General features: G+C 38.6%; 17 protein-coding genes. 10 read left to right on the top strand and 7 right to left on the bottom strand.

Annotated features, from left to right (window positions below):
- Nucleotides 1-27: 27 nt before the first annotated feature.
- From hslU to priA, 4 genes are all read right to left on the bottom strand, one after another.
- Nucleotides 28-1,359, bottom strand: a complete 1,332-nt coding sequence (gene hslU / locus FCS21_RS01470; protein WP_138620209.1) for an ATP-dependent protease ATPase subunit HslU — start codon at nt 1,357-1,359, stop codon at nt 28-30.
- A gap of 72 nt (nt 1,360-1,431) precedes the next feature.
- Nucleotides 1,432-1,950: an ATP-dependent protease subunit HslV gene (gene hslV, locus FCS21_RS01465; RefSeq protein WP_138620208.1), complete on the bottom strand. Its 519-nt coding sequence runs from the start codon at nt 1,948-1,950 to the stop codon at nt 1,432-1,434.
- A 126-nt stretch (nt 1,951-2,076) separates the two neighbouring features.
- A complete protein-coding gene (locus tag FCS21_RS01460) occupies nt 2,077-2,652 on the bottom strand; it encodes an SPOR domain-containing protein (protein WP_138620207.1) in 576 nt (191 codons plus the stop codon).
- 162 nt (nt 2,653-2,814) lie between these two features.
- Nucleotides 2,815-5,025: a primosomal protein N' gene (gene priA / locus FCS21_RS01455; protein WP_138620206.1), complete on the bottom strand. Its 2,211-nt coding sequence runs from the start codon at nt 5,023-5,025 to the stop codon at nt 2,815-2,817.
- A gap of 326 nt (nt 5,026-5,351) precedes the next feature.
- On the opposite strand from priA, the gene rpmE reads away from it, so the two are divergent.
- Both rpmE and dnaB read left to right on the top strand, forming a co-directional pair.
- On the top strand, nt 5,352-5,564 hold the full coding sequence (rpmE, locus tag FCS21_RS01450; RefSeq protein ID WP_138620205.1) for a 50S ribosomal protein L31: 213 nt from the start codon (nt 5,352-5,354) through the stop codon (nt 5,562-5,564).
- Nucleotides 5,565-5,840: 276 nt separating this feature from the next.
- Entirely contained in the window at nt 5,841-7,259 is a 1,419-nt protein-coding gene (dnaB, locus tag FCS21_RS01445) for a replicative DNA helicase (protein WP_138620204.1), read from the top strand.
- Nucleotides 7,260-7,409: 150 nt separating this feature from the next.
- Here dnaB and FCS21_RS01440 read toward each other — a convergent pair whose 3' ends face one another.
- On the bottom strand, nt 7,410-8,285 hold the full coding sequence (locus FCS21_RS01440) for an AraC family transcriptional regulator (protein WP_138620203.1): 876 nt from the start codon (nt 8,283-8,285) through the stop codon (nt 7,410-7,412).
- Between the two features lie 130 nt (nt 8,286-8,415).
- Here FCS21_RS01440 and FCS21_RS01435 point away from each other — a divergent pair, with 130 nt between their 5' ends.
- The 8 genes from FCS21_RS01435 (at nt 8,416) to FCS21_RS01400 (ending at nt 15,112) form a co-directional block, all read left to right on the top strand.
- A complete protein-coding gene (locus FCS21_RS01435) occupies nt 8,416-9,567 on the top strand; it encodes an aminotransferase-like domain-containing protein (protein WP_138620202.1) in 1,152 nt (383 codons plus the stop codon).
- 342 nt (nt 9,568-9,909) lie between these two features.
- A complete protein-coding gene (locus tag FCS21_RS01430) occupies nt 9,910-10,107 on the top strand; it encodes a hypothetical protein (protein WP_138620201.1) in 198 nt (65 codons plus the stop codon).
- 36 nt (nt 10,108-10,143) lie between these two features.
- Nucleotides 10,144-10,506 carry a hypothetical protein gene (locus FCS21_RS01425; protein ID WP_138620200.1) on the top strand — a complete coding sequence of 121 codons (363 nt, stop codon included), beginning with the start codon at nt 10,144-10,146 and terminating at the stop codon, nt 10,504-10,506.
- On the top strand, nt 10,475-11,245 hold the full coding sequence (locus tag FCS21_RS01420; RefSeq protein WP_138620199.1) for a hypothetical protein: 771 nt from the start codon (nt 10,475-10,477) through the stop codon (nt 11,243-11,245). The genes FCS21_RS01425 and FCS21_RS01420 overlap by 32 nt, the downstream gene beginning before the upstream one ends.
- Nucleotides 11,242-12,735, top strand: coding sequence for a serine/threonine-protein kinase (locus tag FCS21_RS01415; RefSeq protein WP_138620198.1), 1,494 nt, complete (start codon nt 11,242-11,244; stop codon nt 12,733-12,735). The genes FCS21_RS01420 and FCS21_RS01415 overlap by 4 nt, the downstream gene beginning before the upstream one ends.
- A complete protein-coding gene (locus tag FCS21_RS01410; RefSeq protein ID WP_138620197.1) occupies nt 12,689-13,225 on the top strand; it encodes an ATP-binding protein in 537 nt (178 codons plus the stop codon). The genes FCS21_RS01415 and FCS21_RS01410 overlap by 47 nt, the downstream gene beginning before the upstream one ends.
- 145 nt (nt 13,226-13,370) lie before the next feature.
- Complete coding sequence (locus tag FCS21_RS01405; protein WP_138620196.1) at nt 13,371-14,897, top strand: sensor domain-containing diguanylate cyclase; 1,527 nt, start codon at nt 13,371-13,373, stop codon at nt 14,895-14,897.
- Nucleotides 14,882-15,112 carry a hypothetical protein gene (locus FCS21_RS01400; RefSeq protein WP_138620195.1) on the top strand — a complete coding sequence of 77 codons (231 nt, stop codon included), beginning with the start codon at nt 14,882-14,884 and terminating at the stop codon, nt 15,110-15,112. Before FCS21_RS01405 ends, FCS21_RS01400 begins: the two co-directional genes overlap by 16 nt.
- Here the strand turns inward: FCS21_RS01400 and FCS21_RS01395 are convergent.
- Together FCS21_RS01395 and FCS21_RS01390 are read right to left on the bottom strand one after the other, a co-directional pair.
- A complete protein-coding gene (locus FCS21_RS01395) occupies nt 15,095-16,024 on the bottom strand; it encodes a LysR family transcriptional regulator (protein WP_138620194.1) in 930 nt (309 codons plus the stop codon). The genes FCS21_RS01400 and FCS21_RS01395 overlap by 18 nt on opposite strands.
- A gap of 233 nt (nt 16,025-16,257) precedes the next feature.
- Nucleotides 16,258-16,788, bottom strand: a complete 531-nt coding sequence (locus FCS21_RS01390) for a VOC family protein (protein WP_138620193.1) — start codon at nt 16,786-16,788, stop codon at nt 16,258-16,260.
- Between the last annotated feature and the right edge of the window lie 72 nt (nt 16,789-16,860).

Raw genomic sequence — 16,860 nt, 5'->3', positions numbered from 1 at the left:
TTTTAGTAAAGTCTACGCGATTAACGATTAGAGAATAAAGCGACTTAAATCTTCGTCTTTAATTACATCACTTAATATTTTAGTCACATAATCTTTATCTATACTAATAGTTTCACCACTGCGTTGATCCGCATTAAAAGATAAATCTTCAACTAAACGTTCCATCATGGTATGTAAGCGACGAGCACCAATGTTTTCAGTCGTTTCGTTGACTTGCCAAGCTGAGTTCGCAATAGCCTGAATACCGTCCTCGGTAAAGTTTACCGAGACGCCTTCAGTGGCAAGTAAGGCGATATATTGCTCAGTCAGTGAGGCGAAAGGTTCGGTTAAAATACGAACAAAATCATCAGCAGTTAATGCTTTTAGTTCAACACGAATAGGCAAGCGACCCTGTAATTCAGGAATAAGGTCAGATGGCTTAGTCATTTGAAAAGCACCTGAGGCAATAAATAAAATATGATCGGTTTTAATCATACCGTGCTTAGTACTTACCGTAGAGCCTTCAACTAACGGCAGTAAGTCACGCTGTACGCCTTCACGAGAGACATCACCGCCACCTGAGTTATCAGCACGCTTACATATTTTGTCAATTTCATCAATAAAGACAATGCCATTTTGTTCTACCGCATCAATAGCTTTTTGCTTAATGTCATCTTGGTTAACAATTTTTGCAGCTTCTTCTTCTTGTAGTGCTTTAAAAGCATCTTTAATCTTAAGTTTACGCTTGCTAGTTTTATCGTTAGACATGCTTTGGAACATGTTTTGCAATTGAGACGTCATGTCTTCCATACCTGGAGGAGCCATTATCTCAACACCCATTTGCGGGGCGGCTAAATCTAGTTCAATCTCTTTATCGTCTAACTGACCTTCGCGTAACTTTTTACGAAAAACTTGGCGGGTACTGGTGTTTTCACTACCTTCCTCTTTGCCAAAACTGTCACGAGCAGGCGGTAATAGTACATCTAAAATGCGCTCTTCAGCAGCTTCTTCAGCAAGATGCTTAACACGCTCCATCTCTGCTTCTTTTACCATTTTAATCGCCATATCGGCAAGATCACGAATAATCGTTTCTACTTCTTTACCTACATAGCCTACTTCAGTGAACTTAGTCGCTTCCACTTTAATAAATGGCGCATGAGCAAGTTTAGCTAAGCGGCGTGCTATTTCAGTTTTACCCACACCGGTTGGTCCAATCATTAGGATATTTTTAGGAGTAACTTCGTTACGTAATCCTTGATCAAGTTGCATTCTGCGCCAGCGGTTTCTTAGCGCGATAGCAACCGCGCGTTTGGCATCACTTTGGCCAACAATGTGGCTATCTAATTCATGGACAATTTCGCGTGGTGTCATGTTTGACATTATTAATTCCTCTTTGTGCCTAAAGTGTTCTAGTATTATTTAGGCATCATATTCATTAGGTTTTGCTAAAGGCTATAGTTCGTCGATAGTCTGTTCTAAGTTGGTAAATACGCAAATGTTACCGGCAATAGTTAATGACTTCTCTACTATTTCTTTGGCACTTAATTCGGTATTTTCTAGTAGGGCTGTAGCGGCAGATTGCGCAAAATTACCACCGCTGCCGATAGCAATAAGATCATGCTCTGGTTGAATAACATCACCGTTGCCAGTAATAATTAACGAGGCGGTTTCATCGGCGACAGCCAGTAAAGCTTCAAGCTTTCGTAAAGCTCTATCACTGCGCCAATCTTTGGCAAGCTCAACCGCTGCTTTAGTTAAATGCCCTTGGTGTTGCTCAAGTTTACTTTCAAAACGCTCAAATAATGTAAAAGCATCCGCTGTACCGCCAGCAAAACCAGCCAGTACTTTGCCATTATATAAACGGCGAACTTTACGGGCATTACCCTTCATTACGGTATTGCCAAGTGATACTTGACCATCACCACCAATAGCCACTTTGCCATTACGTCTTACTGAAACAATCGTAGTCACATTAACCTCATTTAAACTGAATTCTTTGATGGTAATGTAATTGGGATCTTTACGCATTTTTCAAGGAGTGGCAAAAATATTATGGCTATTTTTCTTAGAAAATTGCTATCTCTTTATCGGCTATCGTTATTGCCACAACCATATTTGACAGTAGTTAATGTTATTTCTTTTCAGCATATGTCTATCTTTTTCGGCGAGACGTTTACGCGGGTAGGGGCCTAAAAATACTTTATTCCAAGTACCATTTTTGCCAGTAACCGTTGAAATTTGCGCTTCTAGACCAGAAAAAGCGATACGAGCTTTTAATGTTTCAGCTTGCTCTTGTGTTCTAAAGGAGCCACATTGCATTTTATAAGGACCTTTCTCTTCGACCTTATACTTACCTACTTCAACTTCTTTAGTTTCTAAGTCCTTCACGTAAGTCCACTTTTCTTTAGGAGGCTTAGGTAGCTCATTGGTTTTTTTGCTGACACTTTTCTCTTTAACGGATTTGATTGGTTCAACTAACGGCGTTTTAGTGCTTGGGTCTGTTTTTAGTGACCATAAGGCGTAAATGAATGCTGTTAGAAGCACAATTAGCAGTAGGCTAATTAATGTCGATTTAGATGAGCTTTTATTAGCGGTTTTAGCTGGTTTTTTCCCATTATGATGAGTTTTTTTCTTTTTGGCGGGAGTTCGGGAAACGTAATCTTGATTAGCCATGAACGAAGGAGAGTCTTTAACAGAAAAATTTCAGCTAGTGTAACCGAGCTAATATGAAAAAACACCAACAAAACCACAAAGTAGCTGGCACTTTTTTATTATTGAGGGCGATAAAGCTATTGTGCTACTACCAGATTCACATTGTATTGTTAGGTGGTTAAGTTACCAGTTCAAATCAATAGGATCGATATCTAAACTCCAACGTATTTTACCTTGCCATTCGTTGTTAGGTATCTGCGCCAGTAATTGCAAAATACCGTGGTGTAAGGCTTTGCGTGACTTTGCTTGAATGATCAAATGATACCTGAACTTACCGGCTTTTTTCTCCATTGCTGCGGGTACTGGTCCGGCAAATTCACAGTTTTCTATGGGGTGTTGGGTTAACGCGCGTAAAAATTTTTCTGGGTAAGAAGGGTAGTTAGCATCAGCTCGTAATAAGGCTTGAAAGGTAAAAGGGGGCAGTCGTGCTTGCTTACGTTCACTTAGGGCTTGGTGTGCAAAGTGGTGGTAGCCATTGTGTACTAAATCTTGTAATAGCGGGTGATCAACATAATTACTTTGTACTAATACTCTCCCTGGTTTACTAGCACGACCCGCGCGTCCGGCTACCTGAATAAGTAACTGCGCCATTTGCTCACTGGCACGAAAATCAAAACTAAATAACGCGCCATCAACGTCAAGTACTGCCACTAGGGTCACATCGGGAAAATGGTGACCTTTGGCGAGCATTTGTGTACCGACCAACAGTTGATGCTTTTTATCGGTTACTTCTTGTAGTAATTTTGCCAATTCACCTTTTTTACGGGTGCTATCTCTATCTATTCTTACAATAGAACTTTCAGGAAAAAGATCTTCTAAACGAGACTCTAATTGTTCAGTACCTTGGCCAAGCGGCGCTATACGAACGCTGCCACAATGAGGACATTGCGGGGGAATACGCCTTTGGCTGCCACAGTGGTGGCAAATAAGTAACTGTTGTTTTTGGTGCAAAGTATAGGATTTATCACAACGTTGGCACTGGGCAAGCCAATGGCACTCTTGGCAGTTAATAGCAGGTGCGTAGCCTCGTCTGTTTAAAAACAGCAAAACTTGTTCTCCACGAGCTAATGTTTGTTTTATTTCATGTTTTAGCGTACCAGATAAGCCAAACTCAACTTGCTGTTGGTTCATATCAATCAGTGCTATTTTGGCTTTAATACTTTTACCGGCTCTATTGTGTAGTTGATGGTAACTATATTTTCCTGATAAGGCATTTTGTAGTGACTCAAAGCTTGGGGTAGCACTACCTAAAACTATAGGAATATTAAGCTGGCGTGCGCGAAGTATCGCCATATCCCGACCATGATAACGAAAACTGTCTTGCTGCTTTAAAGAGGAGTCGTGCTCTTCATCAATAATAATTAAACCTAGGTGATGCAGCGGTGTAAAAATAGCTGATCGCGTACCAATAACAATAGCAGCACTGCCTTGTTGTGCGCTTAACCAAGTAGCAAGGCGTTCTTTATCGTTTAATCCTGAATGATGTAGCGCAATAGGGACATTAAAACGTTGCTCAAAGCGACTTAGCGTTTGTGGTGTTAAACCAATTTCAGGTACTATCACTAACACTTGTTTGTTATTGGCTAGTACCTCTTCCATGGCTTGTAAATAGACTTCAGTTTTACCACTGCCGGTAACGCCATCAATTAAATGACAAGAAAAACTCGATAGAGCGTTATTAATAGCACTAACAATAATGGCTTGTTCACTTGAAAGCACTAATTTGTCTGCTTCATTGAGCGTGTGCTCTTGCCAAGTAAATTGACTAACAATTTGTTCTTCTTCACTAATGAGAGCCTTACTGTGCAAAGCGTTTAATTGTGCTTTGCTATAACCTAATGTACGCAGCTCCACCCAACTGATGCCATTACGGCTGTTAATGATTTGATAAAGCGCATATTGCTTAGCCGCTTTTGTGGCGAGTTTAGCTAACATATCAGCACTATCTTCAGTTGGACTTTGTGCTTGCCATACCATGGGAGGGCTTAAGGTAATGTTTTCTATTTTTCTCAATAAAATAGGCAGGGCTTGTTGAAAGACATCCCCCACAGGGTGATGATAATAATGCGCGCATAATTGTAAAAAACTCACCAGTGACTGACTTAAGTTAAAGTTATCGTTAAGACGACCAGCAATACTTTTTATTTTACTGCGCTCAAAATTACAGGGCGCTTGTGCATCAATAACAATACCAATAACCTTGCGTGAGCCAAAAGGTACAGCGACGCGCTCACCCACCTTAATGCTTGGGTGACTAAGTGGTTCAGGCACTTGATAAGTAAATAACTGTCTCATAGGGACAGGAATGGCAACTTGAATGTATTGTTCAGGCACTTTTAATCAGCAAGTTTGTGGGTAATTGTAAACACTATTTTGCCTAACGTAGCTTGTACTGCCAAGTAACAATGTCGTTTTCCTGCTAACTTTCTTTTTTATCGTGTCAGGCGGTATCTTTTTAAGAGCTTTAGGCTTATTTATGTTGCAGTTACCTAGGCTATCCTTTATTATCTGCCACCATTAATTTTTAACTACGTATGGTGCTTGGCATTTTGATTGTCTTGGTGGCGTCTTAATAAAATAAACGCTTATAAAGATAAACACTAAATAAATGGCTAAGTGGCGATGCGCCCATTTTCTCTTTAATAGAGATCGAGGTCCCCATGAAAAAAGATATACATCCTAATTACGTTGAATTTAAAGCCACTTGTTCTTGTGGTAATGTTATTACAACACGCTCTACTGTAGGTAAAGACCTTCATTTAGACGTTTGTTCTTCATGTCACCCATTCTACACTGGCAAGCAAAAAGCTGCTGAGACTGGTGGTCGTGTTGATAAATTCAACAAGCGTTTTGCTGCAATGAGTAAGAAATAAGCTTTTCTTATTTTAGTGGTAAACGTAAAAAAAGCGCCTATGGCGCTTTTTTTGTGCCTATAACTATCTGTTGTGTGTTTTCAATGGCTATGCTCTGAAGCTCAACCATCATTTTCTTTTGACGAATATTCTATACTCTCAAGAGGTAATTTCTGCTATATTAGCACTCCTTTTTAGATACTCGCCGGCATTGTTTTTACGTTAATTACTCGTTAATTAATGTAAGCGTTGTAACAAGTGCGAGTATGGTGATGTAGCAGAGTAGGGTTTAAGGTAATGGCCGACAGAAAGCCTCGTAAATTTGCAAAAGAACAGCAATTTATTAGAGATAAACAAATTGATGAATTAAAAGTACCGCCGCACTCCTTAGAAGCTGAACAATCGGTACTTGGTGGCTTATTACTTGATAATGAAACCTGGGATCGTGTTGCTGAAAAAACAGTTGCTGCCGATTTTTATAGCCGTTCACATCGCCTTATTTTTGAAACCATAGGTGGCTTAATTGAATTAGGTGAGCCTGTTGATTTAATCACCCTGTCTGAAGCGCTAGAAAACGATCAAAAGCTTGATGATGCCGGCGGTTTTGTTTATCTCGCCGAGATGATGAAAAACACGCCTAGTGCAGCTAACATCACTGCTTATGCCGACATTGTTCGTGAACGTGCAGTAACCCGTGAAATGATCAGCGTTGCCAATGAAATTGCTGAAGCTGGTTATGATACTCAAGGTCGTAGCAGTGCCGATTTACTCGACTTTGCTGAAACGAAAGTATTTGCCATTGCTGAAAAGCGTGCCAGTAAAAATGAAGGCCCAGAAAGTCTTAATTCAGTGTTAGAAAAAACCGTTGATAGAATTGAAAAGCTTTGTTCAACACCATCAGGCGGTGTTACCGGTGTGCCCAGTGGCTATGCTGATTTAGATAAAATGACCGCGGGTTTACAAAAGTCTGATTTGATCATCGTGGCCGCGCGTCCTTCGATGGGTAAAACCACTTTTGCGATGAACTTGGCTGAGCACGCCGCGATGACACAAGAGCATCCCGCGCTTATTTTTAGTTTAGAGATGCCCGCCGATCAAATTATGATGCGTATGCTGGCTTCTTTAGGGCGTATTGATCAAACTAAAATTCGTACCGGTCAATTAGAAGATGAAGATTGGGCACGCTTGTCGTCAACCATGGGCTTGTTGATGGAAAAAGGTAAAATGTTTATTGATGACGCTGCCGGGTTAACACCAACAGAAGTTCGCTCAAGAGCGCGAAGAATACATCGTGACCATGGTGGTATCAGTATGATTATGATTGACTACTTGCAGCTTATGCGCGCGCCACAATTTTCTGATAACCGTACCTTAGAAATAGCCGAAATATCACGTTCTCTTAAAGCCTTAGCCAAAGAATTACAAGTGCCAGTTGTTGCGCTATCTCAGCTAAACCGTGGCTTGGAGCAACGTAGTGATAAACGTCCTATTAACTCAGATTTACGTGAATCAGGTTCAATAGAGCAAGATGCTGATTTAATCATGTTTATTTATCGTGATGAGGTTTACCACGATGATAGTGAATTTAAAGGTATGGCAGAAATAATTATTGGTAAACAACGTAACGGGCCTATTGGTCGAGTACCATTAACTTTCCAAGGTAAGTACTCACGCTTTGATAACTATGCAGGGCCGCATGTATTAGAAGAAGATTAATGGCTAAATAACAATGTAAAGGGTAATGCTGTTAATACTAAAGAGCCATGGGCTAATGAAGCTTCACTATTTAAAATGCTAAGCTTTAAGCTGTCTCTTCGTCGTGTTTTAATCGCGAATGGCTCGTTATTTCACCAACATTGATTACCATCAATTATAGAGTGAAATAGGTAGACAGATATCGAGATCAAAGCTTTCATCTGTCGTTAAAAATTGATTCTTACGGTAATACACATACACTGGCGTTGATAACATTTTATAACCTGAAGTCGGTAGCCAGTGCTCCAATATATTGCTCAATTGTGGCAGTAACTCACCATATCTCCCTTGCAAGGTAAATACAGCGTGTAAGCCAGCAGGGATAGTCATACTGTTCACTAAACCTCGCCGTAAAATAGGATAATCAATCGCTAAACAAGCAACATAACGACACTCCTTTAAGGCGACTAAGGCGGGATTAGAGTGATGCACGCCAAACTGCCTTGAAAAATCACGACCTTCTATAGTCGCCCACGCTTTTAAGGTTTGCCAAGCATCAGTGATAGAACGATCATAGCCTTGATGCCTGACATAAGCGACGTGTTGCTTTGGTCGCTCTACTAGTTGATATTTAGGAATATCGCCTTTAGTTAGTCGCTCATAGCAGGCGGCAATCTCTGGATCAGCTAAAAAAGGCTTATCTTGTTGTTGTCGCTCACTACTGCGCCATTGCCCTGGAGACATAGTAAAAATAGCTTTAAAAGCCCGACTAAATGAAGACACCGATGAAAAGCCTGACTTGGTGGCGATAGCCAGTACTGATGATTTAGTATCAAACATTAATTGATTAGCAGCAAACTCTATACGGATACGTCGAATATAGTGATGCACGGCTTCACCGACCACAGCTTTAAAAAGACGATGGAAATGTTGCTCTGAATAGGCGGCAATGCTAGCGAGCTCTTTTGCTAGCAACTCTTTGCTAATATCTTGATGAATAAAATACAGAACGTCGTTAATACGTGATACTTGTTGGCTAGTGGGCATTGTTACACCTAAAGAGCATAAATGGACATGTATTACAGCATATGCGGACAAGAAAATCACGAAAAGCTGTCGTACTCTGTTAACTAATAAAAGAGCTTAATACGTAATTAAGCAATAGAGCGCACAAACCATGAAATTAGCTACATCGTTACAAGAAATACAACCCTCTTATATACGTGAGATTTTAAGTGCTGCCAGCGCGCCCGGTGTTATATCGTTAGCTGGCGGTTTACCCGATGATACAACCTTTCCTTTAGCTCTAATGGCTAAGTCGTTAAGCGATTTATCAAATAAAACGCAATTATTTCAATATGGTAATACTGCTGGGTATACACCATTACTGAACTATTTTAGGTCGCTTTATCAATTACCTGCGTCACATAGCAGCATTGTTTGTACGGGCTCCCAACAGGGCTTAGATTTGATCGCTCGCGCCTTTATTAACCCGGGCGACAGCGTTGTCATGGAAGCACCTAGCTATTTAGGCGCTATTCAAGTCTTTGGTTTAGCTCAAGCTAACATAGAGAGTGTGTCACAAGATCCTGACGGCCCTAATTTAGATGAGTTAGAAACATGTTTCGCTACTAAAGATATTAAGTTGTTTTATGCGGTACCTGATTTTCATAATCCAACAGGGGTATGCTGGTCTTTAGCGGTACGTCAAAAAGTTGCGCAACTGTGTCAACAATATAAAGTTGGCTTTATTGAAGATGTGCCGTATCGAGAGCTAAGATATAAAGGTGACTTTTTACCGTTAGTATCTAGCTTTTGTCCTGATAACTCACTGGTATTACGCTCATATTCTAAAATAGCGACGCCAGGTATAAGACTTGGTTTGGTAACGGGGAAAGCCGATTGGATAACGGCATTAAATACGGTAAAACAAGCGGCAGATTTACATTCAAGTGTACCTATGCAGGCGGTATTGTTAGACTTATTACAACACCCTGACTTTGACGAGCACCTAGTAAAATTAAGGGCGTTATATTATAGCCGGTATCAAGCATTGAGCCAGCAAATTGCGTTGAAACTACCATCAAATTGTTATGCTAATAGCGTTGATGGCGGCATGTTTATCTGGTTATCATTACCTGATTGTGATGTTGATGCCCTCGCACAATCTGCTTTAGAGCACGGCGTTGCGGTAGTACCAAGCTCAGTATTTTATCAAGACCGCGCTACCGTTATCCCAGCGCTGCGTTTGAACTTTACTAATGCTAGTGTTGAAGAGCTTAGTGAGGCAGTTGATCGCTTAGCTAAAGTGATAAAGCTACATTGTTAGTCTAAGTAACTACATTCACTAGATTAAATCATCACCCGCTGGCGCTAACTAAAATGCGCTACCTCAACCTTTCCCTTAATTGCAGCCGTTAACAATACTTATCATTGTTAACGGCTCCCTACAAAAACTTTAGTTGTTCTAATATCGTCCATGCCTTTTTAAGTTGTCATTTTTGTATGCACAATGGTATTAGTCGTACTAATATATCTATGCATGCTCAGATTGAAAGTTTTATAGCAATAAACAACTTTATTGCCTTTGATGCCAACTTTAATTATTTTATCGCGTGTTAAAGTGAAAATATTATAATAAGCTAGGTAATAAAAAAAACGGACTATGGATATGAATGTAATAGATAACGTTGGTAAGCTGGGGTTAGAGGGGGTAATGCAAAGAGCTAATATTATTTTCACCAATGGTTATCGCTTTCGCGGTAGTATCGATGAAGCATACTTTGCTCAAAGTGTTAAAGCTATTTGCCATGTAGTCATCAAGTTTAAGTATCAAGTAAACTTTATGAGCCAAGATAATTATACATAGGATAAAGCCAGCGAAAGAACATACGCTGTACCAGCAATGATAACAGCTGATTTAGAACAAGCATTCACGCAGCTATGTCAAAATATTTTTACTACATTGGGTAAGTCTAACAACGAACCAATGCTATTTACTCTTATTAAACATGAGTGTAGTGATGAATTTATTGTCGCGCAATCTTGTGACCACACTTATGTTGATGCCCGTAGCGCACAAGTTATTTTTAATCATATTATTAATCATTACAATGCATTGTGCTCAAAAGACACGTCAACAGCTAATGATATTATCTTAATGGCTAAAGCCTTACGTACTTTGCCGGCTGATCAGATTATTGATGAATGTTTTAAAGGCAATCCGCAGGCTAATCATGAGAAAAATTATCGACAGTCCGAATTATGATCTTGGTCAGCATGTTATTCCCATCAGTTCCTTAGATAATGCACTTGCTGACTATAGATCAACACCACGAGCACCGTTAATTCAATACTTCAATGTAGACGCGCTTATTAGAGATTGCCGTGATAAATACCCAAGTCTGTCAAAAAATAGCATTATCTGCGCAGCCATTACTAAAGCGATATACGCTATTAATGTGCAAGAAAAAGCGGTTGATGCTAAGCACAATATTAGTTTTAAAATGGTGTCAGATATTCTTTCTCCAGGCATGAGACAACAATACAGTGGTAATTATATCGCTTTTGTACCGGTAACGGTTGATGGAGAAAAACTGCTAGAAGATATTGCTTATGATATTAACTGCACGGTTGTTGATTTTAAAGAAAACGAGTTAGACACCAGTGTCTTTGCACTAACTGAAGAGGCTATCCGTAATGCTTTGGTAGGAACAGCGGATGACCCGTTGTCGTTTATTGTGACTAACTGGAATAACTTTTCGTTTATAGAGACTAAAGACTTTTTACTTAATTGTCAGTCTATTCGACATCAAAGTGGCGTTAACATTAATCCCAAAGATAGCCTGGGTGCAGCCCTAGTGAATCGTCCCGTGTTAGTCATTAATTTTTCTCCTGACGGCGAGTTATGTATCTCGCAATTTCCGTCACTGAGTTTACCTACGGTTAATGATAATTTTGCTCAACACCTCAACATTGTTTTGCAACATGAGGACGTTAGCAGATGATACTAGGTGATGATTTTGAAATATTAGATACTTTATTTCAAAACCAATCAACAATTATCTATCGCGCTAAATTAATAGCAGATAATAAAACAGTTATTATTAAAACATTAAATAATAACTTTCCTTCTAGTGCTGATGTATTAAAAATCAAGCATGAATATGAAATATTAAAGGCTCTCACCAACGTTGAGGGCGTTATTCAAGTATCAGAATTATTTGAAGGAAATAATACGCTGATGGTGTTTGAAAATATTGAAGGCGATACTCTCAAAAATATATTTTTAAAGCCAGATAACCCAATAAGTAATATTGATATAGAAGCGTTATTAAAAGTTGCTATACAGGTTACAGATGCACTCAATAACATTCACTTAAACCATGTTGTTCATAAAGATATTAGCCCTGATAATATTATTTATAATAGTAATACTAACCAAGTAAAAATTATTGATTTTGGTATTTCCTCTCAGCTTAGCTTTGAGCAACATAGTTTTCAAAATCATAATGAACTCGAAGGAAAGTTAGCTTATATGTCGCCGGAACAAACGGGGCGCATAAATAAAATACTCGACTATCGTGGTGATCTTTACTCTTTAGGTGTAACACTGTATGAATTATTCACAGGTCAACGTCCATTTGACGGTTGTGAAGGACTAGAGTTAATTCATGCCCATATTGCTATATCGCCGACACCACCACACGAGATTAATCACAATATCCCTTTGCTGTTATCGAAAATTATTATGCGATTACTTGCTAAAATGGCCGATGAACGCTATCAAACAGCTAATGGTTTAGCGTATGATTTACTTTTTTGTTTAGAAAATATACACGCTATTAATCATAAGGTCGTCTTAGGTCAGCAAGATAAATCAGCAAAACTACAGATAAAACAAAAACTGTATGGTCGTGAAAAAGAAGTAGAAAGCTTACTAAATGCTTTTGAAAGAGTGAGTTTAGGTAGCTCAGAAATAATCTTATTATCGGGCTCTTCAGGGACAGGTAAAAGCGTTTTAGCTCAGGAAATTCACCAACCACTTACCCGTAATAAAGGCTTATTCATTTCAGGTAAGTTTGATCAAAATCAATGCGATATTCCCTTTTACGGTTGGAATTTAATGTTTGCTTCATTAGCAGACTATATTTTAAAAGAAGATGAAGTATCGTTAATTCGCTGGAAAACGGTGATAAAAGAAGCTATTGGTCATAATGGTCAAGTACTCATTGATGCGATACCTGCTATAGAGTTAATTATAGGGAAACAGACCGATGAGGCGATATTATCGGGTACTCAAGCAGCTAACCGTTTTAACTATATAATCAAACAGTTTATTAATGCGATAGCCTCACCTGAGCATCCACTCGTTATTTTTATTGATGATTGGCAGTGGGCTGATGCGGCATCAATAGATTTATTGAAATACCTTATGACGGATAATAGTCATGAATATATCCTGTTTATCTGTGCTTATCTGTGCTTATCGTCGTGAAGAAGTTGAGAATAACCATCCTTTTTCGCTCGCGTTAGATGTTATCGATAATTCAGCTATTCCATCGGACATCATTTATCTGAATAATTTAAGTGAAAGTGATTCGTTCAACTTAATAAACGATGCCTTACAACAGCCAGCGCATCTTAGGCCACTTGCGGATATCATTTATAAAAAAACCCAGGGTAATGCTTTTTTCTTAGTACAGTTCTTATCTGTGCTCGAAAATAAAAAGTTACTAGAGTTCGATTTAAAAAGTAATCAGTGGTGCTGGCAGTTGGCAGAAATCGAGATGCTCAATATTACCAATAACGTTGTTGAACTCATGGTCGATAAAATAGAGCAGCTTCCTAAAAATACGCAAAAAGTTATTCAGTATGCCTCCTGCCTTGGCCATCAATTTAGCCTTATTGATCTAGCCAATATGATAGAGCTGTCGATTGAGCAAGTGGCTAGCATCATTTTCTTACCACTAAAAGAAGGATATTAACCTATAAAAATAATAGTTATTATTTTATTTTTATGAGTCACTGAGCTTATTAGCTAATAATAGCGGTACGCTAGATAAATATAAGCAGTTATTACGAGTACGCTTAAATCAAAGAAAATTAAAAAAATGGGCTAAATTTGCCCCGATGAATCATTTACATCATTGGTATCTTGTTGAAGCTGAATATATGCGCGTGCTAGGTAAGCCAGCTAAGGCAATGAATTATTATAACTTAGCCATTGAATGGGCAAATAAAAATGCTTTTATTCATGAAGAAGCGCTTGCTTATGAGCTGGTTTCCCGTTTTCATATTGCTCAAAAACAGCAACGTTTTGCCTCTTATGACCTTATTCAAGCCCATTACCTTTATACTAAGTGGGGCGCACACGGCAAAGCGATGCAATTACTCAACAGTTATAGTAAGCAATTTCCTAAGCTCTTATCTTATAATCATCATGTTGATAACTCATCAGGCAGTGGGCATAACTCTGTTAGAAAAACATCACCATCGGGGAGAAATTCCTCATCTCAATTAGATCTGCAAACTATCATCAAGTCTTCTCAATTGATTGCAGGTGAAGTCGTTTTTGAAGAGTTAATTAAAACGTTCTCGACGTTCATTATTGAAAATTCTGGTGCACAGCGTTTTATATTACTCACCGTAGAAGGTAAAACATTTACTCGTGCTTTTGAAAGTCGTGTTGTACAAGACGATATCGTCACTAAATCATTTGATAATCAGTATGTTGTTGAAAATTCAGTTAACGTGCCATCGTCACTACTTTATTTTGTGCAGCGTACTCATCAAAGTGTCAATTTAGCTAATGCCAATATTGATCATCAATTCGCCAATGATCAATACTTTATGACTGAGAATGTTCAATCAGTTTTTTGCGCACCGATACTACTGCAAGGAAAATTGACCGGCATCATTTATTTAGAAAATAAGCTTTTATCGGGTGTGTTTACATCTGAACGTATTGAGCTTATCCATCTTCTTTCATTACAAGCGGCTATATCGATAGAAAACTCAATACTTTATAGTAATTTAGAAGAGAAAGTTGTTGATAGAACGCATCAATTAGAGCAAGCAAATAAAGACTTAACGATGCTAGCAACGACCGATAGTTTAACACAATTAGCTAATCGTCATCTGTTTAATGAGCGGATGATATTAGAGTTGAACCGAGCAAAAAGAAAGCAAAGTCCTCTCTCTGTACTTTTATGCGATATTGATCATTTTAAAAAATATAATGACAATTATGGTCATATCGAAGGGGATGACTGTTTACAAAAAGTAGCTCAAGCTTTTAAGACCTTATTTAGCCGAGCAACCGATTTAGCGGCTAGATATGGCGGTGAAGAGTTTGCGGTTATCTTACCTGAAGTTGAAGCCGAAGAAGCACGTATACTAGGCGATAAACTATGTCAGTGTATTCAAGCACTTGATATACCTCATCAACATAATGCCGAGTTTGGCGTTGTGACTATCAGTGTTGGTTGCTATTCCATTATTCCCAGTGTTGAGGAAAGCAATAATGTCCAAATAAAAAGCCTTTTACTTAAAGTAGATGAAGCACTATATCAAGCCAAAGAGTCGGGGCGTAATCAAGTGGTGTTGTGGCAACCAGAGACTATTGAAAAGTATGAGCAACATTGGACAAAATTTTAGAGATAGGCAGAGAAGTACTACATACAACCGCCAAGATTAAAACACAGCACAAAGTTTGGCCCAAAGGGCTAAAGCCTCAAGCAAGTAATTGTTTATGGGATCCTCAGCAAACCGGTCAATGGCGATTTTTTATGCCTTTGGGCATGGCAATGTTAAATCACAAGGTGATTAATTTCTTCCATTACCCTTCTATTCGTTTATTGTCTCGTATATAAATTAGCAAATTCTCTAATGGCTTCAGGTAAGAGTTTTTCTATCATCGCTAACTGTTTGCTCTTTTTGTTATAACGGGCATAAAGCTTTTTATGAATACCCGTTTCGCCCAAGCGCATACAATGAAAAAGTGATTGTTGCGTAGCACTTGATACTAACCAATCGGGTAAGGTAGCTACGCCCATATTGGCTGAAACCATTTGTAGCATGACATGGCTACTCGTGACTTGTTTTACTTTATGAGGTTTGCACTTTGCTGGCGTTAAAAAGAGCTTGAAAATATCTAACTGCTCAGGCGGCAAAGGGTAAGTTAGTAAGGTTAATTGGCTAAAGTGCTCGGGTAGTAAATAAGCGGCAGCTGCTGCTTCATCAGCTAACGCTTGATTAGAGCTTTCCTGATTAGAGATAATCGCCATTACTTCAAATTGGCCAATTTCTTGATAAATTATATCTTCTTCGATTAATTTTTCGTCGGTAAACAAAATATCTGCTTTATCTTCACCGTGTTTTTTTGTTTTATTTATGTCAAACGACTCATCAATAAATTCCAGTTCTACTTTACTATTTTGCTGAGAAAAATGGCTTGTTACCGGCAATAGCCACTGAAAACAGGCATGACATGCAATGGCTATTTTTAAGGTGCTAGTGGTTAATTGTGGTGATTTTAACGCGTTATTTGCTAGTTTAATTTTAGGTAATATCTCTTCAGCTAAATTGAGTAATACCTTGCCAGAGTCGGTAAATTCAACTGGTGAGGTATTGCGAATAAATAACGGCGTATTTAAACGTAGTTCTAAATCTTTTATTTGATGAGATAAAGCCGATTGGCTACTAAATAATTCTTCAGCCGCTTTACGAATATTTCCTGTTGTTGCAAGAGTTGTTAGCGTTTTTAAGTGTTTTATTTCGAACATAATAGATCTTTCAACTCCCTGTTGAATTTATTGTGCTTGCCTGAACGGCTATTTATTTAGATTATAACCATTTAAGCGTCTAGACGTCTATTGTTTTTGTAGTAATGAAACCGCAAACGAAAAGCACAAAAAAGCTACTAGCAAACGCTATTGGCTTTTCATTAAAACGGTCAACTTATTTTATCACGTGGAAAACTCTCTTTAGGTATTAACCATTGGTTATTACTAGTTAACTAATCCAGTTCGTGTAACCAAGCGGCGTGTCGAGGAGCACGTTTAGTGATTGACCATTCTTCGATCATCTCGTAAGCAACTCTGTTGAGTTCTTTATATTGCTCTGGTGTTCCTATATCAGCAGCTAACTCTAAACGATGGCCGTTAGGATCAAAGAAATAGATCGATTTGAATATACCATGATTAACAGGCCCTAGAATGTCGACTCCTTTACTCTCAAGTAATTCTTTTGCGGATACTAACGCGTCATAATTGGCTACTCTTAAGGCGATATGTTGTACCCAAGTAGGGGTGTTTTGATCTCTGTCCATGGTTGGTGAGTTAGGTAGCTCAAAAAAGGCTAAGACATTCTCATTACCCGCATCGAGAAAAATATGCATATAAGGATCAGGGGCTTTAGTTGATGGCACTTCATTTTCAGCTATAGCGAGCACTAAATTCATGTTGAGTTTGTCTTTATACCAATCAGTGGTTTCTTTGGCGTCTTTACAGCGATAGGCAACGTGATGAATTTTTTCTATAGCAATCATAATGTGTGCTTCTATTAAAATAGGTGTTAACTGATTTTAATCATAAAACAAGCTATTAAGCTAATTTTAGCT

The sequence above is a fragment of the Colwellia ponticola genome, assembly GCF_005885605.1.
GTDB lineage: Bacteria > Pseudomonadota > Gammaproteobacteria > Enterobacterales > Alteromonadaceae > Colwellia > Colwellia ponticola.
This window is presented reverse-complemented; position numbering and strand designations above follow the sequence as displayed.